The organism is Clostridium sp. FS41, assembly GCF_000954015.1.
In the GTDB taxonomy this organism is placed as follows: domain Bacteria; phylum Bacillota; class Clostridia; order Lachnospirales; family Lachnospiraceae; genus Enterocloster; species Enterocloster citroniae.
The window spans coordinates 155,278-176,171 of the sequence record NZ_JYHN01000040.1 but is presented as its reverse complement, the minus strand read 5'-3'; the positions used below and the strand labels follow the sequence as shown (position 1 = coordinate 176,171).

At 51.8% G+C, this 20,894-nt stretch carries 16 protein-coding genes; 1 reads left to right on the top strand and 15 read right to left on the bottom strand.

Annotated features, from left to right (window positions below):
• Positions 1 to 2 precede the first annotated feature (2 nt).
• The 12 genes from CLFS41_RS28925 to CLFS41_RS06350 form a co-directional block, all read right to left on the bottom strand.
• Entirely contained in the window at positions 3 to 530 is a 528-nt protein-coding gene (locus tag CLFS41_RS28925) for a tripartite tricarboxylate transporter TctB family protein (RefSeq protein ID WP_007863267.1), read from the bottom strand.
• Between the two features lie 93 nt (positions 531 to 623).
• Positions 624 to 1,661, bottom strand: a complete 1,038-nt coding sequence (locus CLFS41_RS06400) for a tripartite tricarboxylate transporter substrate binding protein (RefSeq protein ID WP_052665636.1) — start codon at positions 1,659 to 1,661, stop codon at positions 624 to 626.
• A 501-nt stretch (positions 1,662 to 2,162) separates the two neighbouring features.
• The gene (xerD, locus tag CLFS41_RS06395) at positions 2,163 to 3,047 is read right to left on the bottom strand and encodes a site-specific tyrosine recombinase XerD (protein WP_045091790.1); all 885 of its coding nucleotides are present in this window, start codon (positions 3,045 to 3,047) and stop codon (positions 2,163 to 2,165) included.
• 229 nt (positions 3,048 to 3,276) lie between these two features.
• Positions 3,277 to 4,674, bottom strand: a complete 1,398-nt coding sequence (locus CLFS41_RS06390) for an alpha/beta hydrolase (RefSeq protein WP_045091789.1) — start codon at positions 4,672 to 4,674, stop codon at positions 3,277 to 3,279.
• A 24-nt stretch (positions 4,675 to 4,698) separates the two neighbouring features.
• Positions 4,699 to 5,556 carry an EamA family transporter gene (locus CLFS41_RS06385; RefSeq protein WP_045091788.1) on the bottom strand — a complete coding sequence of 286 codons (858 nt, stop codon included), beginning with the start codon at positions 5,554 to 5,556 and terminating at the stop codon, positions 4,699 to 4,701.
• A gap of 1 nt (position 5,557) precedes the next feature.
• Entirely contained in the window at positions 5,558 to 6,094 is a 537-nt protein-coding gene (locus CLFS41_RS06380; RefSeq protein ID WP_242856778.1) for a hypothetical protein, read from the bottom strand.
• Positions 6,095 to 6,185: 91 nt separating this feature from the next.
• Complete coding sequence (locus CLFS41_RS06375) at positions 6,186 to 6,776, bottom strand: NUDIX hydrolase (protein WP_045091787.1); 591 nt, start codon at positions 6,774 to 6,776, stop codon at positions 6,186 to 6,188.
• A 48-nt stretch (positions 6,777 to 6,824) separates the two neighbouring features.
• Positions 6,825 to 7,622 carry a pyrroline-5-carboxylate reductase gene (gene proC, locus CLFS41_RS06370; RefSeq protein ID WP_045091786.1) on the bottom strand — a complete coding sequence of 266 codons (798 nt, stop codon included), beginning with the start codon at positions 7,620 to 7,622 and terminating at the stop codon, positions 6,825 to 6,827.
• Between the two features lie 180 nt (positions 7,623 to 7,802).
• Positions 7,803 to 9,071, bottom strand: a complete 1,269-nt coding sequence (locus CLFS41_RS06365; protein WP_045091785.1) for a diaminopimelate decarboxylase — start codon at positions 9,069 to 9,071, stop codon at positions 7,803 to 7,805.
• Positions 9,072 to 9,187: 116 nt separating this feature from the next.
• The gene (gene pyk / locus CLFS41_RS06360) at positions 9,188 to 10,624 is read right to left on the bottom strand and encodes a pyruvate kinase (RefSeq protein WP_007863283.1); all 1,437 of its coding nucleotides are present in this window, start codon (positions 10,622 to 10,624) and stop codon (positions 9,188 to 9,190) included.
• Positions 10,625 to 10,787: 163 nt separating this feature from the next.
• The gene (locus CLFS41_RS06355) at positions 10,788 to 11,639 is read right to left on the bottom strand and encodes a rhomboid family intramembrane serine protease (RefSeq protein ID WP_007863284.1); all 852 of its coding nucleotides are present in this window, start codon (positions 11,637 to 11,639) and stop codon (positions 10,788 to 10,790) included.
• 22 nt (positions 11,640 to 11,661) lie between these two features.
• A complete protein-coding gene (locus tag CLFS41_RS06350; RefSeq protein WP_007863286.1) occupies positions 11,662 to 12,603 on the bottom strand; it encodes a magnesium transporter CorA family protein in 942 nt (313 codons plus the stop codon).
• A gap of 336 nt (positions 12,604 to 12,939) precedes the next feature.
• On the opposite strand from CLFS41_RS06350, the gene CLFS41_RS06345 reads away from it, so the two are divergent.
• Complete coding sequence (locus CLFS41_RS06345) at positions 12,940 to 17,259, top strand: 2-hydroxyacyl-CoA dehydratase (RefSeq protein WP_045091784.1); 4,320 nt, start codon at positions 12,940 to 12,942, stop codon at positions 17,257 to 17,259.
• 130 nt (positions 17,260 to 17,389) lie between these two features.
• Here CLFS41_RS06345 and CLFS41_RS06340 read toward each other — a convergent pair whose 3' ends face one another.
• The 3 genes from CLFS41_RS06340 to CLFS41_RS06330 are packed head-to-tail and all read right to left on the bottom strand — an operon-like array spanning position 17,390 to position 20,888.
• The gene (locus CLFS41_RS06340; protein ID WP_045091783.1) at positions 17,390 to 18,310 is read right to left on the bottom strand and encodes an ABC transporter permease; all 921 of its coding nucleotides are present in this window, start codon (positions 18,308 to 18,310) and stop codon (positions 17,390 to 17,392) included.
• The gene (locus tag CLFS41_RS06335; protein WP_045091782.1) at positions 18,310 to 19,377 is read right to left on the bottom strand and encodes an ABC transporter permease; all 1,068 of its coding nucleotides are present in this window, start codon (positions 19,375 to 19,377) and stop codon (positions 18,310 to 18,312) included. The genes CLFS41_RS06340 and CLFS41_RS06335 overlap by 1 nt, the downstream gene beginning before the upstream one ends.
• Positions 19,374 to 20,888 carry an ABC transporter ATP-binding protein gene (locus CLFS41_RS06330; protein ID WP_007863294.1) on the bottom strand — a complete coding sequence of 505 codons (1,515 nt, stop codon included), beginning with the start codon at positions 20,886 to 20,888 and terminating at the stop codon, positions 19,374 to 19,376. The genes CLFS41_RS06335 and CLFS41_RS06330 overlap by 4 nt, the downstream gene beginning before the upstream one ends.
• Positions 20,889 to 20,894 lie beyond the last annotated feature (6 nt).

Here is a 20,894-nt window from a genome sequence, read left to right as displayed (position 1 = left end):
TCTCAGAACCAGCTTGCCTTGGGCAGCATCAGTGAAAATCCTTTGTAAAACAGATAGTAAATCCCTGCTGAGAGCACAGCGGACAGGACCAGATAAAATACAATATCCTTTGCCTTCAGCTTTCGTCCGGCGATCAGCAGCATCTGGCTGAACAGATAAAGAAAGGCCGCAAATGCAAAACCAATCTTATCCAGCAGCCAGCAGAACACGGCAAAGCTGACCAGGACCAGAAGCGTTTTTACAGCCGGTGCAAGCACATGCTTTTCGCGGTCCCGCCCCATCACCCGGTCAGCCATTTCCTCCGCATCCACACTGTCTGTTTCCGGCCGCGGCTGCCGAAGATGCATCACGGCTGATACCGCCAGGGACATTGACAGTCCCATGAGGACGACACCGCAGATCTGAGGAAACATCCGTGAACCCACGATCTGGTCAATATAGGTAAGCTTGATGGAAAACGACATTAAAAAATAAATCAGCCCCACCGCAAACAGCACGGCTCCCATGATAATATCTTTGTATTTCTTCATTTTTCCCTCCCAGTGAGACTCCAAAGGACCGCAAAACGCCCAGGCGCGCTCAAAAGCGATCCCCCCGTCTTCTGTGATACGATGTCAATACTGTTATTTGCTGTAGTGTTCCTCCAGAAGGTCCTGATATTCCACCAGGCGGGTTTTACAATTTTCAAAGTAGGCAGGCATATCGGCAGGAGCAATATAATCCACTCCATACATCACGTCCGCGGCTTCCTTTTGGAAATCAGGATCCTGGCAGATCTGCTCCAGTGCGGAGGAGAACTTTTCAATAATGGCCGGATCCGTATCCTTTGGAAAGAAACAGCCGAAAAACTTGTCAACCACAAAATCCACCCCTTCTTCCTTCATGGTGGGCACGTCCGGATAATCGGGATTATGTTCCTGGTTAAAAAAGGCCAGAATGTGGAAATCCCCGGAAGCCACATAATCCTTTGCAAGCCCCACGGGCGCTTTCATAAAATCAATGTGGTCCCCCATCATGGATGCGATCTGGTCCGATACCGCTCCCGCGTCCACCAGCTGGAAGGAAACGCCGAAATTATCTTCCATCATGGCAATAATGGCAGTGTCATTGGTGGCAAGCTCTGTTCCGAACTTGATGGTGCCCGGGCTGGCCTTTGCAGCATCCACCAGTTCCGGGACTGAGGCATACTTTTTGCTCAGCAGACAGGTGGTATAGACCTGGAAGGGAATACCCGCACACGCAAAAGCATCGTAATCAAAGTCCGTTGTTCCTGCGATCTTATTGGTGAGGATGGCTTCGTGGGCTACCAGGAATGTGTAGCCGTCCGCCTTTGCATTCTTTACGTCATTGGCCGCTATGCTCCCTGCACCTCCTGTTGTGTTTGTCACAACAAAGGACTGCCCCATATACTTTTCCATATACTTTCCGATCAGGCGGGCCGCCGTGTCAATGCCTCCTCCGGCATTGGCTCCCACAATGATCTGGACCGGTCCCTCAGGCCAGGCAATGTCCTGGGAATCAGCCTCCTTGGCTGCAGAAACCGTGGATGATGCAGGAGCGGCAGAAGCCCCTGTTGTGCCGGAATCAGCAGAGCCGCATGCGGTGAGGCCTCCAATCATCATGCTGAGTGCAAGTGTAAGACATACCATACGTTTTTTCATCGATTATTCTTCCTCCTTTTTCTCTTGGTGGTAAAAAGTAATGTGCGAATTTTCCTATTTTTTAAAATCAGGTCATACGCCCATCCACATAATTGAGATGTTTTTATTATAGCAAGCAGAACTTTTTGTGTAAATAGTATAAAGTATACAAATTTAATCCATATTTTATGGCATAATGTCGGATCTGGCAGAGGGATTTTTAGTTTCTTATTGCCGCAAGGGCAATAAGTTTCATTTTTTTGTTATTCCCAACAGTTCCCCTAATCTTTTTTCTGTGGTAAAAACGCAGTAAAATACCCTGGCGGAACTCCCACTCTGCCAGGGTACGCTGTCATATCCTATTCTTTCCCTCTCTTTTGAGCCTCCATCCATCCTCAGACCGGTACACTCCTATTGTCTGGTGCTGAAATCCCGGCAGATGTATGGGATCACATCGCCGGATCGTAGGCAAAAAAGGGAACCCCATAGGAGTTCCCTTTTTCTTATATCATTACCCTTCTATCATTTTCTCCTCAGCGCCGCCCTGTAGGTCTCCCCCATCGTGCTGCCGGAATATGCCGCATACATCTGTGTGGTGGTGGAATCAGAATGGCCCAGCATTGCCTGTACCGCGCGGATATCCGCTCCCCCGCGGATCAGATGGGCCGCAAAGGAATGGCGCAATGTGTGGGGGGTGATGTCTGCCTCTATTCCGGCCTTCTCCCCATAGTACTTGATGATCTTCCAAAAGCCCTGCCTGCTCATGGCCTTTCCGCTGCAGTTGGTAAAGAGCCACTCGGATTCATTTCCCTTTAAAAGTTCCTTCCTTCCCCGCTCCAGATACACTGCCATGGCCTGCTTGGCATTCTTTCCAAAGGGCACCATGCGCTCCTTCTGCCCGTCCCGGCAGGTGATATAGCCCACCTGCATGTTCAGGTCCTTAAGCCCCAGTCCGATGAGTTCAGATACCCTGATCCCGGTGGCGTACAACAGCTCCAGCATGGCCTTATCACGTATCTCCTTGGCCGATGCGGTCCCCGGCTGTTCCAGTAATGCATTGACCTCGTTGACACTCAGGATCACCGGCGTCTTTTTCTCAATCTTAGGAGCCTTTAAAAGTTCTGCCGGGTCCCGGCGGATCATACCTTCCCTGAACAGATAACTGAAAAAAGCCTTGATAGAGGCCAGTTCCCTTGATATGGTCGTGGTGGCCTTGCCCTCTTTTTCCAAAAAAAGGATATAAGAATTCAGGCTGGTCCTGGTCACCTTGGCAACCTCTGTTATCCCCTTATCCTCCAAGTACGCGGCCAGCTGCATCAGGTCCCGCTGATAGGATATTTCTGTATTCCTGGAAGTTTTCCTCACATCCCGAAGGTAGTTCACAAAACTCTTTATCTCAGATGTCATCTCTTTTTATTACCCCTGCCCATTTCTCACAAAAATCTCTTAAAAACCGTTTGCTGACTATCATTATAGCCACATTTTCCTATAAAATCAAACACATTTTTCCCACTTAAGCCCTCATTTTACGTTACTTAACATAAAACATACTACATGTTGGAAGGGGGCATTTTGGCGTGACAACATGTTGTAAAATCCCCAAAAAACTTTTTTCCTCAACAAGTGGTCCAGGGGCCTAAAATCCCCTGTTTTTCAGCTCTTCCACCAATTTCACATAGAACTCCACCACATCAAATCCCCTGTAATCCTCACGCTTCAGATCGATCATATCGCCATGGGAAATGCCCCTGTGCTTTTGGTTGGTGACAATCCCCCTGAAATCCCCCCACATGGCCGACTCCGGGGTCACCAGGCCGTCATTGGCCCCGTCCACTGCCTGGATGAGCAGATAGGGGAACCACAAAAGCGGGTCGCTGAGGAAATCCTTCATCAGTGAAGTATAGCTCTGATAATAGATACCGGGCATATCCGGTACATCCTCATTAAACACACGGCTGGACTCCGTGCTAAACTGGTGGGTAGCCGTGTAGAAATCGGGATGGGAGTCCCCGAACCGGCCGAACCAGTAATCAAACCCCCTGGCTATGGTCCTGTACAGGCCCTCCGGAAGCCTGCATGCATAATCCACAAAGCGGCATCCCCTGTGAGGCGTATTGATGGTGGTCAGGGACGCCACCATAGGCGCTGCCCCCAGCTTTGAGATGGCGAACCGGGAATCCAGCCCGCCCTTTGAATGAGCAATGATATTGACCTTGCCGCAGCCTGTCTCCTCCACGATCTGCTCTATCTTTTTTCGGATATCCCCTGCATTCCAGGCCACTGTGGCAAACGCCTCCTGGTTGCCGTAGTACACCGATGCCCCATACCTTGCAAGTTCCCTTGGGATCCTTCCCCAGTAATTGAAATACCTGAGATCCCTGAATCCAACTCCATGGACCAGAAGAAGGGGGTATTTTGTGCTGCACAGATCCGATTCCGCCCTCACCCGGCGGACCGACTCCTTATAGCACTCAAAATCATATTCCTCATGAACCAGCCTCATGGCGTGGAGCAGCACCAGCAGGTTTACCGCCGGTATCCACATGGCCAGCAGCATAAGGATTCTGGTCCTGAGCCTCAGGCGTTTGGAGGTGAGGAACATGCGCAGTATACCGTTCCAGAGAAGGATAAATAGCATCACGACCGCGTAAATGCCGTTAATCCACAGGACCCGGCTGTCCCCCAGTCTGTCCATAAGCCCAGGGTACAATTTTAAAAAGATCACAGACTGGGCGCAGAAACCGTAGAGAGCAGCATAGCACAGGCTTCTGCCCCCCTCCATGACCGTAATGCGCCAGGATGCAAAGACGTCCTTTTTCCTGGGCAGTATCTGATAGGCCATCCAGATCACCCAGGAAATTCCCGGGATAACGATCAGCGCCGCGTTTCTGGGCAGGCCGCCCATTTCCTCTGTGCCCGGCCACACTCCCTTATACCATGCATAGGCAGACAGGGGAATATTCACGGCAAAGGGAATATAAAACGCAAGAAACAGACGTTTCAGATATGCATGTCCAAATTTTCCACCCTTCATATGTATTTCCTCTCAGTTCCTCCTTTAAACCAGTAAAAGCAAGGTCCCCGCAATCATCAGCGCCAGGCCTGCAGCGGACTTCACAGTCAGCTTTTCTCCCAGGAACAGCCGCGAGAACAAGATGGTGACCACAATGCTCAGCTTATCAATGGGCACCACAATGCTGGCCGGCCCCAGCTGCAGGGCCCTGTAATAGCACAGCCATGAGCCCCCGGTAGCAAACCCCGAAAGAATCAGGAAAAGCCAGCTTCTTCCCCGGATCCGTTTCAGTTCACGCTGTTTCCCCTTAAAAAATACGATCATCCATGCCATGACTAAAACCACGCAGGTGCGGATCGCAGTCCCCAGGTTGGACTCCACTCCCTGGATCCCGATTTTTCCTAATATAGCTGTCAGGCTTGCAAATACAGCTGACATGAGGGCTGCCGCCATCCAGCCCTTTCCTCCCCGTCCCTCAGTAACCCCGGGAGTCCGCCGGATCATAAGCATGGTTCCCGTGCCCATTAACACCATGCAGAAAAGCTTCATGGCCCCCAGTCCCTCACCTAAGATCACAGCTGCCAGGATCATGGTGATGATGGTACTGGACTTATCAATGGGTGCCACCTTATTCACATCCCCCAGGTACAGGGCCTGAAAATAGAGCAGCCAGGACGCCCCTGTGGCAAGGCCGGAAAGCACCAGGAACAAACATGTCCTGGCACTGATCAAACCTATGGTTCCAATGGATCCTGTAAGAAACACCATGATCCATGAAAATAATAATACAACCCCGGTCCGGATCGCCGTAGCCACATCCGAATCCGTGTCCCTGACCCCGATTTTTGATAAAACCGCCGTAAGGCCGGCAAATAAAGTTGATCCAAAAGCAAATAAAAGCATTTTATAATAGTCCTGTCAGTAAAGGCGATATGTACACTTCCAGAAATGCCCCCGCACCGGCTATGGCGATCAAAAGCATTCCAGGCAGGATATGCAGTTTTTTCTGAAACTGTCCGGACCATCCGGAAAGCACATACCAGATCATAAGGTAGACCAGTCCATGGGGAAGCACGGCAAAAAGGAAGGCTGCAATTCCCAAAATTCCCTTTTGCATGGTGAGCACGGACATCACAACGGCCAGGGACATGCCCGCGTAAAAGGTGAGAAAGCCAAACAGCATCTGGCTGCACACCGTAAGCCCTGCCAGCCACCCTGCCCCTGTCTCAAAGGCCCTCTGCTTCCACACTCCCAGAAACTCCTTTAAGCCGTATTCTCCCCCTATACCAGCCGCTCCGGCCGCCCCAAGGATGCTTCCCTGAACCACCGGCCCGCCAAATGCCAGAGTTGCCGCCGTCCCGCCAAAAATCCCCAGGACAAAGCAGAACAGAAGCCAGTCCTGGTATGTAAGTGTTGCAAGACTCAGTCTCAACCGTCTCATCCCCACAGCATACATCCTCCCTTCCGGAGTGTGTTTTCTTTCATGTTCAAATTAATGTATGCGGGTAAATGGGACAATATGCCATGTCCTCTTACACCATGTCGTCCTTCTTATCCACGGAGCGGTACTTTCTGGCATAGGCCATGACAGCGGCTATGGTTTTCCCGTCCGTAATCTTTCCTGTATAGATCATTTCCTCCAGCTCCTCCAGTTCACAGGGAACCACATTGATCACCTCATCCTCGTCCAGGTGCTGATGGGATGGGATCAGGTTGTGGGCCACAAAAATATCAATGGCCTCATCGCAGAATGCCACCGTGGTGGCAAGGCTCATAAGATACTCCAGCTTTTCTTTGGACTCCACCCTAAATCCTGTCTCCTCCTCCAGCTCCCTGAAGGCGCACTCCACCTTTGGCTCATCCGGGGCATCCAGCTTTCCCGCTGGTATCTCCAGGGTAAAGCGGTTCAGCGCATTCCTGTACTGGCGCACCATCAGTATCTTTCCGTCATCTGCAACAGGCAGCACTGCGGCAGCGCCGTCATGGTGGATGAAATCCCACTTTGCCTCATGGCCATTGGCAAGGACCGTATCCTCATACATTTTCAGGATATTGCCCTCATATTTCAGTTCCCTGCCCAGGCGCACCACCGGCATTCCCTCATTTTCAACTTTGCGTTCCATCTTTCTTAACCCTTTCCTGATTCTTATTTGTCCATACTGTTTTAAATCCTATTTCATCCTCTGGGTCTTGTCATAGCAGGCATCCGCCGCCTTGATCACAGAACTTCTGAACCCATGTTCCTCCAGGGCGGAAACCCCAGCAATGGTGGTGCCTCCCGGTGAACACACCTCATCCTTTAACTGGCCTGGATGCCTTCCTGTTTCCAGCACCATCTTTGCGCTTCCCATCACGGTCTGTGCAGCCATGGCATAGGCGGTCTTTCTGGGAAGCCCGTACTTTACTCCGCTGTCGGCCAGGGCTTCGATAAACATATACACAAACGCAGGGGAACTTCCGCTGACACAGCCCACCGCGTCCATCAGCCGTTCCTCCACCAGCTCCATGCGGCCGCAGGAAGAAAAGATAAGCCCGATCTCCCGCTTCTCCTCCTCATCATAGGCGGCTGCCTCATATGCCACCCCTGTCATCCCCTCGCCCAGCATGGCGGGAGTGTTGGGCATGGCCCGGACCACCCTCACGCCGCCTCCCAGCCTGGTCCTGATATTTTCTATGGAAATCCCGGGAGCCAGAGAAATGATCACCTGCTCCGGTCCCACCACATCCCTGATCTCCTCAAATACAATGTCAAAATACTGGGGTTTCACGGCCAGGATCAGGTATTTTACCTGCCCGGCACACTCCCGGTTGGATGAGGCATGCTTTACCTTTGTCTCAGCCGTAACCTTCTCCATCTTTTCCCTGTGTGCGGCTGTAAAAATCATATCCCCGGGCTGATATACCTTGAGAAGCCCGTTTAAAATGGCGCTTCCCATATTTCCCATTCCAATAAAGCCGATCTTAGCCATAATCCTTTTCTCCTTTTCCTTATTGTGTACTCTAGGAGACTCCGAGAGTACACTATTTTTCCCGTACCAGCACCCTCTGATGCCGCTTAACGAAAAATGATAGATACCTGTACGAAACTGCCAAAAAGCCCCGGCAGGCCGCATGTTTGCGGCCCGCCAGGGACATTAAGTATTTATCCGTCAATCAACACATTTCAGTATATCACAAAAATCAAAGGTAGCAAAGTAATCTTCGGGAGTTTCCGCACGGCGGATCATTTCCACGGAACCGTCCTCTTTTAGCAGCAGCTCGGCCGACTTTAATTTGCCGTTGTAATTATACCCCATGGCAAATCCATGGGCGCCCGCGTCATGGATAAACAGCAGGTCGCCCTTCTCAATCTCCGGAAGGCTGCGGTCAATGGCAAACTTGTCATTATTCTCACACAGGGATCCCACCACATCATACACGCGGTCACAGGGAGCTTCCTCTTTGCCCATGACCGTAATATGGTGATATGCACCATACATGGCAGGCCGCATAAGATTGACCGCGCAGGCGTCCACGCCCACGTACTCCTTGTGGGTATGTTTTTCGTGTATGGCCTTGGTGACCAGAGCGCCGTACGGACCCATCATAAAGCGTCCCAGCTCCGTGCACACTGCCACATCATCCATGCCTGCCTGTACCAGCACCTCCTCATAGACCTTCCTCACCCCGTCACCAATGGCCAGGATGTCGTTGGGCTCCTGGTCCGGACGGTAAGGAATGCCGATGCCTCCGGAAAGGTTTATAAATGATACATGCGCCCCTGTCTCCTCTTTCAGATCCACTGCCAGCTCAAAGAGGATCTTTGCCAGCATGGGGTAATACTCATTGGTCACCGTATTGCTGGCCAAAAAGGCATGAATGCCGAAATGCTTTGCCCCCTTTGCCTTAAGGGTCTTAAATGCCTGGAACATCTGATCCCTGGTCATTCCGTACTTGGAATCCCCGGGATTGTCCATAATGTCATTGCTCACCTTAAAGACCCCGCCCGGATTGTAGCGGCAGCTGATGGTTTCCGGTATATATCCCAAGGTCTGCTCCAGGCATTCAATATGGGTGATATCGTCCAGGTTTATGATGGCTCCCATCTTCTGAGCATAGGCAAACTCCTCAGGAGGCGTATCATTGGATGAAAACATGATATCATGGCCTGTAAACCCGCAGGCCTTTGACATCATAAGTTCGGTCATGGACGAGCAGTCCGTGCCGCATCCCATGTCCTTTAAAATATTCAGTAAAAATGGATTGGGGGTTGCCTTTACGGCAAAGTACTCCTTATATCCCTTGTTCCATGAAAATGCCTGTTTTAATTTAGCCGCGTTCTCCCTGATTCCCTTTTCATCATAAAGATAGAAGGGGGTTGGGTATGTTTTTTCAATCTCTCTCAGCTGTTCAAGTGTTGCAAATGGTCTCTTATCCACTACTCTAACTCCTTTCTCTTAAAGAACAGTAAAACGCAAAAAGTCTGTCAGGAAGCACAATAATCCTTGCGCATTATTGTACCCCCAGTCAGACTCCTTTGTCCAGTATTATTTGATTACTCGATATTAATAACTCTCATAATATTGGTCTGTGTGGCTGCCTCATGCCTTCTTGCGTATGTCACCACACCTGCGGTGATGACCGCCAGTTCCCCAACCGTCACAAAACCTCTGTTTTTAAGCTCTTCCACGGAGCTCTCGATCAGTTCGTCCGTTGACTCCGCCCGGCGTGACCATACCGGGACAACGCCCCACTGCAGCTGCATCTGGCGCACGGTTGCCATGCTTGGAGACATGCCGATGATCCTTGCCCCGGGTCTCCATTTGGAAAGCATCTGAGTGGTAAATCCTGTAATGCTGGGAGCAATGATCACATCCGCTTCCAGGTCATGGGCAGTGGACACAGAGGCAAAGCACACGGCATTGGAAACATTCTTCATGTTCTGCTCTGTGACCTTTCTCTGGCGGTATCCCGCATAGTCCAGATGGGACTCTGTCTCCTGGGTGATGGAAACCATCATCTTCAGCGCCTCGATGGGATACCTGCCCATGGCTGTCTCTCCGGAGAGCATTACCGCATCGGTGCCGTCATATACCGCATTGGCCACATCCGTCACCTCAGCCCTGGTAGGCCTTGGATTGCGGATCATGGAGTCCAGCATCTGGGTGGCGGTGATAACGATCTTACATGCCTCATTGCACTTGCGGATGATCTTCTTCTGGATATGGGGTACCTTCTCAGCCGGGATCTCCACGCCCATATCGCCTCGGGCCACCATGATACCGTCAGCCGCCTCAATAATGGCGTCCAGGTTCTCGATCCCCTCCGCGTTCTCAATCTTCGCAATAACCTTCATGCTGGAACCCTGTTCCTCCAGCATTTCCTTAATCTCCCGGATACAATCCGCGGTACGGACAAAGGAAGCCGCAATAAAGTCAAAGCCATGCTTGATGCCAAAGCGGATATCCTCCTTATCCTTGTCTGTCAGGGCCGGAAGCTTGATCTTTACATTGGGCACATTCACGCCCTTCTTCTCTCCCAGCTCTCCGCCGTTGACAACCGTACAGATGATGTCGGTGTCCTTAACCTCCACCACGTCCATCTCAATCAGGCCATCGTCAATCAGGATCTTGTTGCCGGGAGCCACATCGGAATTAAGCCCGCTGTAGTTGATGTAACCGATGGTATCATCTCCCGTCACTTCACGGGTGGTCAGGGTATAGGTCTGGCCTTCCTTCAGCGTTACCTTTTTTCCGTCCTTCAGCTGGCCGGTGCGGATCTCCGGTCCTTTTGTATCCAAAAGCGCTGCAACCGGAATATCCAGCTCCTTGCGCACATCCTTTAACAGCTCCAGGCGTCCCTGATGCTCCTCATAATCCCCGTGGGAAAAGTTAAAACGCGCCACATCCATGCCGTTTTTTGCAAGTTCCATCATTATGTTCTTGTCGCTGGTATTGGGGCCCATGGTACAGATAATCTTGGTTTTCTTCATTGTCAGTCCTCCATAAACTTCGTACAGTGTGATATTTGGTTCGTGATACCTTGTTCGTGATATTTGGTTCGTGATATTTAATGCATCCTATTTGAAAGATGGTGAAAATACCGGAATAGATAGTGGGGTATAACGGAGGTCCACAGTGGGTGCCTGTGGTCCGTTAGCTGGGGGGATCCGATTTTTTCACGTGCTGATGTGTATATAAATGATCCATGCAGTACTCATAGCTGCCTTCACATTTTGAACAATAGCGGAACTCCATGCCCGGGCTGTCCTTGTCCGTACGTCCGCATACCGCGCACTTATGACCTGTCTTGGCAGCTGTCATGGGCTTGATCTTTTTCTGGAACTCTTTCTGGCGTTTCTTCTGCTTATAGCTTGTTTCACCTGCCACCACCATCCATCCAAAGAAGATGAACATGTGCAGGATACATACAAAGATCTCCACCTTTGTGAAAATGCCGCCCTTGTAAAAATCGTACACATAGATCACGGCCTCTGCCACGGCGATCCATTTGGCCTTCAGGGGCAGGACCATCATCAGAAGGATCTGGGACTCCGGGAACATAAGGGCAAACACAAAGAAGAAGGAGTATACCAGGTGGATGGGTGTGAGCATCAGCGGGAAACCAGAAAGCAGGTACACCACCAGGGAGGCGATCACGTTCAGCAGCACGCCCAGTATGATATAGCAGTTAAAACGGAACTTTCCCCACACCTGCTCTACGATCATGCCGAAGGTACGGATACAGTAAAGGGCCAGGGCATTAAACAGGATAAATCCCATGGTACTGCCCCCGGTAAATGCAGGTGGGAACACAAGAAATGTAAAAATTCTCCATATTTGTCCCTGCATAATGGCCGCAGGGTTCAGCGTCAGGTAATTAAACAGAAACTGCGGTGCAATCAGGTACAGCACAATACCCAGCGCCTGGAGCGCGCACACATAGTTGATGATGCCTCCAATGGCATACCTGCTTAATTTCTGTTCAAGCTTCTTTAGAAATTTCATTAACGACTCCTTCTTTATGATATCAGAACAAATCCTTCTTATTAAAAATATAAGCTACCAGCAGTGACAGAGCCAGGGCAAATCCCAGGACAATGACGAATCCGTATGGATGGGTCGCAAAGGGCATGCCTCTGGAATTGACATTCATACCGTAGAAGCTGGCCACCATGGTGGGGATGGACATGACAATGGTCACGGTTGCCAGAAACTTCATCACAATATTCAGGTTGTTGGAAATAACAGAGGCAAACGCATCCATGGTTCCGCTGAGGATACCGCTATAGATATTGGCCATCTCAATGGCCTGTTTGTTTTCCACGATAACGTCTTCCAGCAGATCCGTGTCCTCAGGATACTTCTTGATCTTCTCAGTTCTGAGAAGTTTTTCCAGCACCACCTCATTGGAACGCAGGGAGGTGGTAAAATATACCAGGGACTTCTCCAGCTCCAAAAGCTCGATCAGCTCCTCGTTCTTCTGGGACTGGTGGAGCTTGCGCTCTATGACCTCACTCTTTTTGTCTATGATCCGGAGGTACTGCAGGTATTGGGTAGCGTTTTTATAAAGGATCTGCAGGATAAACCTGGTCTTCATAAAGGTGTGGAAATCCCTCACCCTTCCGTCCATAAATGACGTGAGCACCGGTGTCTCCTCCAGGCAGACAGTAATCAGCACCTCGTTGGTGGTAATAATAGCCAAAGGAATGGTCACAAACCAGTCCTTGCCGCTGCGCTCCTCAATGGACGGGATATCCACCAGAACCAGGGTGTAATCATCCTCCACCTCAATACGCGAGCGTTCCTCCTCATCCAGAGGCGCCTTTAAGTGGTCCGGGTCAATCTGATATGCATCCGCAATGTCAATGATCTCAGAGGCTGTAGGGTTTGTTAACGCAATCCAGCAGCCAGGCTGCATCTCTTCTTTTTCGTGCATAGCACCGTCTTCGGTCTTAAAAATCCGTATCATGCGAACTCTCCCCCATTTTGAAATTATACGTTCTCATTATAGTGACTGCCCCGCGGTTTGTCAAATAAAATAGCCTGCCATTTTTTATAAACAAAATAATTTTACTAGAATCATGCACAATTTTTGCCATTTCTTCACGATTTTTTAACGCCTGTCCCCAATTGTATTCCTTCCTAATTTATGCTAAACTCTATGGTGAGTATTCGCAGCCTCGTCTGCGGATTGTTGCATAAATCACAGTTTTTTCCATAAAACTGTAATATGATGAACGCAAAACAACTTCACGGTCCTCTGGGCTGTAAGTCACAAAGGAGGTTAGGGTAAAACCCCACGTATATGAGCTTACATACAACTACCCTTACACTTGGAATCGACATTGGTTCCACAACCGTTAAAATAGCATTACTGGATCAGAACTACCATATAGTATTCTCCGATTATGAGCGCCATTATGCCAATATACAGGAAACTCTGGCAGAACTTCTGAAAAAAGCATGCAGGGTAACCGGCCCCACGGACGTTGTCCCCGTCATTACCGGCTCCGGCGGCCTTACGCTGTCATCCCATCTGGATGTTCCCTTTGTCCAGGAAGTGGTGGCTGTGGCCTCCGCCCTTCAGGACTACGCGCCTCACACGGACGTAGCCATTGAGCTTGGCGGGGAAGATGCAAAAATTATATATTTTACCAATGGGATCGACCAGCGGATGAACGGAATCTGTGCAGGAGGCACCGGTTCTTTTATTGACCAGATGGCATCCCTGCTCCAGACAGACGCCGCGGGCCTGGATCAATACGCCAAGCACTACAAGGCCATCTATCCAATTGCGGCCCGGTGCGGCGTATTTGCCAAATCCGATATACAGCCCCTGATCAATGAGGGGGCCACCAGGGAGGACCTGGCGGCTTCCATTTTCCAGGCAGTGGTAAACCAGACCATCAGCGGTCTGGCCTGCGGCAAACCCATCAGGGGGAACGTAGCCTTTTTAGGAGGCCCGCTCCACTTCCTTCCCCAGCTGAGGGAAAGTTTTATCCGCACCCTGCGCCTGACCCCGGAGCAGATCATCGCACCGGACCACTCCCATCTGTTTGCGGCAGTGGGAGCTGCCATGAACCCTCAGGAAGATCAGGTCCCTGTGGCCCTTGATACCATCATCCAACGCCTGTCCTCAGGCATCCAGATGGATATTGAGGTAAAGCGCATGGAGCCCCTGTTTAAGGATCAGGCCGACTATGAAGAATTCTCCTGCCGCCATGCCTGCAACCATGTAAAGTCCGGCGACCTGGCATCCTATGAAGGGAACTGTTATCTGGGCATTGACGCAGGCTCCACCACCACCAAGGTGGCTGTGGTGGCCGAGGACGGAACCCTTTTGTACCGTTTCTACGATAATAATAACGGAAGCCCCCTGGCAACCGCGATCCACGCCCTGAGCGAGATACGTGGCCTGCTCCCTGATACGGCCCATATTGCCTACTCCTGCTCCACAGGATATGGGGAAGCCCTGTTAAAGGCAGCCCTGATGCTGGATGAGGGGGAGGTGGAAACCATCTCCCACTACTATGCCGCCGCGTTCTTTGAGCCGGATGTGGACTGTATCCTGGATATCGGCGGTCAGGACATGAAGTGTATCAAGATTAAGGACGGCACAGTGGACAGTGTACAGCTGAACGAGGCGTGCTCCTCCGGCTGCGGCTCCTTTATTGAGACCTTTGCAAAGAGCCTGAACTACAGTGTGGAGGATTTTGCAAAGGAAGCCTTGTTTGCAAAGAACCCCACGGACCTGGGCACGCGCTGCACCGTGTTCATGAACTCCAACGTAAAACAGGCCCAGAAGGAAGGGGCCACGGTGGCGGATATCTCCGCGGGCCTGGCTTACTCCGTTATCAAGAACGCCCTGTTTAAGGTTATAAAGATCACCAATGCCTCTGACCTGGGAAACCATGTGGTGGTCCAGGGCGGCACCTTTTATAATGACGCGGTGCTCAGAAGCTTTGAGAAAATATCCGGGTGTGAGGCGGTCCGCCCTGACATTGCGGGCATAATGGGCGCATTCGGCGCTGCCCTGATCGCAAAGGAGCGCTTCCACATGAACGGTGAGGAAGCCACTTCCATGCTCCCTCTGGATAAGATCATTTCCCTGAAATATACCACCTCCATGACCAGGTGCAAGGGCTGCAACAACCATTGTGTACTGACCATTAACCAGTTTGGCAGCGGCCGCCGTTTCATTTCCGGGAACCGGTGTGAACGCGGGCTGGGGCTTGAGAAGGCCAAAAAAGAGATTCCCAATCTCTTCGATTATAAATACCACCGCATGTTTGATTACGATCCCCTGCCCTTAGACCAGGCGGACCGCGGCACGGTGGGGATCCCGCGTGTCCTCAACATGTATGAGAATTTCCCCTTCTGGGCCGTATTTTTCCAGAAGCTGCGCTACCATGTGGTGCTTTCCCCCCAGTCCACCAGACAGCTCTATGAGCTGGGGATTGAATCCATTCCCAGCGAGTCCGAGTGTTATCCCGCCAAGCTGGTGCACGGCCACATATCCTGGCTGATCAAACAGGGGATCAAGTTTATATTTTATCCATGCATTCCATATGAGCGCAATGAAAGCCCGGATGCAGGCAACCACTACAACTGCCCCATGGTCACCTCCTATGCTGAGAATATCAAAAACAATGTGGAGGCACTGGAGGAGGAGCATGTTTCCTTTGTCAATCCCTTTATGGCATTTACCAATGAGCAGGTGCTCACCGATGCCCTGGTAAAGGAATTCACAAAACGGGGGGAGATCCCCGCTGCTGAGATCAGGATGGCTGCCCACGCGGCCTGGCAGGAACTTCTTGCATCCCGCCTGGACATGGAGAAAAAGGGTGAGGAAACCCTTGCATGGCTGAAGGAGACAGGAAAGCGGGCAGTGGTGCTGGCCGGCCGGCCTTACCACGTGGATCCTGAGATCCACCACGGGATCCCGGAACTGATCACGTCCTATGGGTTCGCGGTACTCACAGAGGACTCCATCTCCCATCTGGGTCAGGTGGAACGGCCCCTGGTGGTGACGGACCAGTGGATGTACCACACGCGCCTCTATGCGGCGGCCAGCTTTGTAAAGACCCAGGAAAACCTGGATCTCATACAGCTCAACTCCTTTGGATGCGGACTGGACGCAGTGACCACGGACCAGGTTGCCGAGATACTGACACGCTCCGGCAAGATCTACACCGTGCTGAAGATCGATGAGGTGAACAACCTGGGCGCTGCCAGGATCCGGATCCGCTCCCTGATCGCCGCCTTAAAGGTCCGCGACCAGAAGCACTATGAGCGCAAGGTGGTGTCCAGCGCTTACAACCGTGTGTATTTTACCAAGGAGATGAAGAAGACATATACCCTTCTCTGCCCCCAGATGTCGCCCATCCATTTTGACCTTCTGGAACCGGCTATCCGCTCCTTTGGCTATAAGATCGAGGTACTGCAAAACCATAACCGCAGCGCGGTGGATGTGGGACTCCAGTATGTGAACAACGATGCCTGCTATCCGTCCCTGATCGTCATCGGACAGATCATGGACGCCCTGCTGTCGGGGAAATACGACCTGGACCACACCGCCGTGCTTATGAGCCAGACAGGCGGCGGCTGCCGCGCATCCAACTATGTGGGATTCATCCGCCGCGCCCTGGAAAAGGCCGGTATGCCTCAGATCCCCGTTGTCTCCGTGAATGCCAACGGCATGGAGACCAACCCCGGCTTTACATTTACAGTCCCTCTGCTCACAAAGGCCATGCAGGCCATTGTGTACGGCGATATCTTCATGCGTGTGCTTTACGCCACACGGCCCTATGAGGCGGAACCGGGCAGCGCCAACGCCCTTCACGAAAAGTGGAAGGCCCGCTGTATCCAGTCCCTGTCCAAACGGAACGCCGCCATGATGGAATTCGGCCGCAACATCCGGGGAATTGTCCGGGATTTTGACAATCTGCCAAGACGTGATGTGAGAAAACCCAAGGTGGGTATTGTGGGTGAGATCCTTGTAAAGTTCTCCCCTCTTGCCAACAACCACATTGTGGAGCTTCTGGAGTCCGAGGGGGCTGAGGCAGTGATGCCCGACCTGATGGATTTCCTATTATACAGTTTTTATAACAGCAACTTTAAGGCAGAGCACCTGGGCACCAAGAAATCTACCGCAAGGCTGTGCAATGCCGGTATCTCCCTGCTGGAGTATTTCCGCAGGACAGCTAAGAAAGAGCTGAAAGCCAGCATGCATTTTACGCCCCCGTCCGCCATCAATGAACTGGCTGAGATGGCCAAGGGCTTTGTGTCCCTGGGCAACCAGACCGGCGAGGGATGGTTCCTCACAGGAGAGATGCTGGAGCTGATCCACAGCGGTGTGAACAATATCATCTGCACCCAGCCCTTTGGCTGTCTGCCCAACCATATTGTGGGCAAAGGCGTGATCAAGGAGCTGCGCCGGCACTACCCTCAGTCCAATATCATTGCCGTGGACTATGACCCGGGCGCCAGCGAGGTGAACCAGCTCAACCGTATCAAACTCATGCTTTCCACTGCCCAGAAAAACCTAAAGCAGGAAAAACCGGCTGAACCCCAGCCTGTGAAAAAGCGGCACGCCCCCAAGGCAAAGACGCTGCAGACAGCGTAAGGGGCGGAGGTATCAAGAACGGACTGCTTGATCACAGACGGCAGAACTGACAGAATATAATACATAACAGACAGGCTGCATCCCCGCTGAGCGGAGGATGCAGCCTGTCTGCCTATCATGTTTATGTTTGTCAAGAACACGTTTCCAAAGAGGTCCCTTTCATCCTGGATCGGATTCCTGAAACCACCAGGACCGCGATGGTCATAAAATATGGCAGGGCCAGTACGATCTGGGACGGTATCCCAAAATTCTGCATGCTGGCCGCCAATGCCTGTGCATACGCAAACATGAAACTGTATACCGCCGCCATCACCGGATTTCCCTTGGCGATCATAATGGCCGCAACTGCCAGGAAGCCGCGTCCCGCGGACATGTTTTCCGTAAAGATGGAAGTTCCCCCCAAAGGCAGGATGGCCCCTGCGATCCCCACAAAAAAGCCGGTGATCAAAACGGAATACCACTTGTAGCGCAGCACGTTGGTTCCTGTTGTCTGGGCCGCCTTCTCATTGATGCCCACGCTTCTGAGCCTGAGGCCAAAGGGTGTTTTGTACATGGCGATCCATGTGCCCGCAACTGCCAAAAGTGTAAGGTACACCACAATATTATGGGCGCCCAGCACCTCCCCCACATAGGGGATCCTGCTGATCAGGGGCAGTTTGATCACGGGGAGACTGACCAGGCGCGGATCCATAAAGGAGCCGCGTTTTCCAAATAAATTCAAAAGCAGGAAGGAGGTAAATGCATCCATTCCCAGATTCATGGCAATGCTGACCACCATTCCGCTGGAGCCCAGATGGAACACCAGTGTCCCGAACAGGACCGCACAGGCCAGTCCGGCCAGGATACCGCACAATACCCCCACATAGGGGCTGCCTGAATAGTAGGTACCCAGGGTTGCGAAAAAGGCCGCGCACAGCATAAAGCTTTCCAGGGCAATATTAAAGATTCCTGTCCTGTCCCCAAAGCAGCCGCCAATGGAGGACAGGATCAGGGGCACGGCCATTCTCAGCGCAGCTGCCATGGTAATGGTTCCCACTAAAATATTTAGCATTATCCCACCACCGCCTTTCTCTTAAACATACCTGCCAGTTTCCTGTAGTCCACTGTGATGAACAGCACAAAGAGGGCCTGGATCAGCAGTACCGTGAGACGGTTCACATCGCACATGCGCTCCATGTGAAGGGAACCGGCTTTCAGGATCCCCCATATCACGGCTACCACCAGAACTGTCAGCGGATTGTTGCCCGCGATCATGGCGATCATGATCCCGTCCCATCCCAGATTGTTGGAAAAGCTGGCCGTAAACTTCCCATAAGTGCCCTGTACCTCAATACTGCCGCATAATCCGGCCACAAAACCGGACAGCAGGAAGATGGCCAGGAATGTTTTTGTCACATTGACGCCCCCTATCCTGGCAAACCTGCGGTTCTCACCCACCTGCTTTAGCTCATACCCCACCACCGTGCAGCGGTAGACCAGGTAGATGACCACCACAAGTCCCACCGCGATCAGAATCCCGGTGCTGGCATTTGTCTTGGGGATCAGGTTGGTGAGACGCGCCGTATCCTCGATGGGAGGCGTGGACAGGGCCAGGGAATCCCCGGCCGCGCTGATGCCCATCACAATATAGGTGAGATATTCCGTCATCAGGATGGCAATGTAATTCAGCATAAGGGTTGTGATCATCTCATTCACATGGAATACCAGCTTCATCACTGCCGGAATCAGTGCAAACAACATTCCCGCAGCACCGGCTGCCAGCAGGCATCCGGTTACGTGAAGGGCCTTTGGCAGATGTACATAGAATCCAAACAGTGCCGCCGCATAGGCCCCAAAGTAAAGCTGCCCCTCAATGCCCAGGTTCATGACCCCTGATTTGAAGGCTATGGTGGCAGCGATCCCGGTCAGGATACAGGGTGTGATCCAGCGCAGCGTATTTCCAACATTGCGGATGCTCCCAAAAGCTCCCTGGAGGATATATTTCATGGCCGTGGCAGGATTCTCTCCCTGCCACAGGATGAGAACACTGCCGATTATCATAACTGCCATAAATGAAAATACATATTTCATCACATTCCAGGCAGCGTCCTGGCCCATGCCCCTTGTTATCTTACTCATGCGCAGCCACCTCCCGTCATCAAAAGCCCTATCTCTGTCTCCGTCTTCTCACCGTGTATTCCTCCATCGTACAGCTGTCCATCGTACATTACAAGGATGCGGTCTGATACTTCCATCACCTCATTCAGCTCATGGCTTACCAGCAGGATGGCCGCTCCTGCGCCTGCCAGGCTTTCAATCTTTTTCCAGATAAATTCAATGGCACCTATGTCAATGCCCCGGGTGGGATCCTCAATGATCAGCAGACGGTTGTCCTGCAGGAACTCCCTGCCCACGATCAGTTTTTGGATATTTCCCCCTGAAAGGGTCTGTATCTTCAGGTTGGGCGAGGATGCCTTAACATTAAAATCATGGATGATATGCTCTGTAAAGGATATGGCCTGCTTTCGCTTCAGGAGATAGCGGTTTCCAAATCCCTTCACAATATGGTAGCCCATGATGGCGTTCTCCCACAGGGTGGCTTCCCGGTTGATGCCTTCGCTGATGCGGTCCTGGGGCACATATCCGATATGGCACATGCGGTGTTCCCGGCAGTTAAGGCCCGTGATGTCCTTTCCATCAAAGAGGACTTCCCCCCGGCTGCTGCTTCTTAGGCCGAACAGTCCCTCCACCAGCTCCTGCTGGCCGGAACCGGCCACGCCTGCAATTCCCAGAATCTCCCCCCTGCGTATTTCAAAGGAGACATCCTTTAACTTTTCCCTTCCCTCATAATCCGGTACGGACAGATGCCTGACCTGGAGCAGCACGTCTCCCTGCTTCTTTTCTTCTTTCTGGGCAGTAAGGATGACCTCCCTTCCCACCATCATGGTGGCAAGGCCATGTTCGTCCGTCTCATCCGGTTTTACGGTATCCACATAATGTCCGTTCTTTAAGACCGTGATGCGGTCGGAGATTTCCATTACTTCCTTCAGCTTGTGGGTGATGAACAGCACGGTCTTGCCGTTTTTCACCAGAAAACGGATGGCCTCAAACAGGCCCTGGATCCCCTGGGGTGTCAGCACGGATGTGGGCTCGTCAAAGATAATGATGTCCACTCCCCGGTATAATATCTTCACGATCTCCACCTGCTGCAGCATGGAAACGGACAGGTTCTGGACCAGTTCATCCAAAGGTATGTTAAAATGATACTCCCGGCATATGTCCTCCACATGGCGGCGGGCCGCTTCCCGGTTCAGGAAAATACCCCATTTCTTCTTCTCATATCCCATCATGATATTATCCAGCACGGTCAATTCAGGGAACAGCATAAATTCCTGGTGCACCATTCCGATGCCCGCCCTGCTGGCATCATTGGGATTCTTGAAATCCACCTTTTTCCCGTGTACAAACAACTCCCCCTCATCCGGCCGGTACAGGCCGCTGATCACATTCATGAGCGTGCTTTTTCCAGCCCCGTTTTCCCCGATGACCGCATGGACTGTTCCCTTCCTTACAGACAGGCTGATCCTGTCATTTGCGGTCAGACTTCCGAACCGCTTGGTTATCCCCTTTAATTCCAGCACAAAGTCCATAGATGC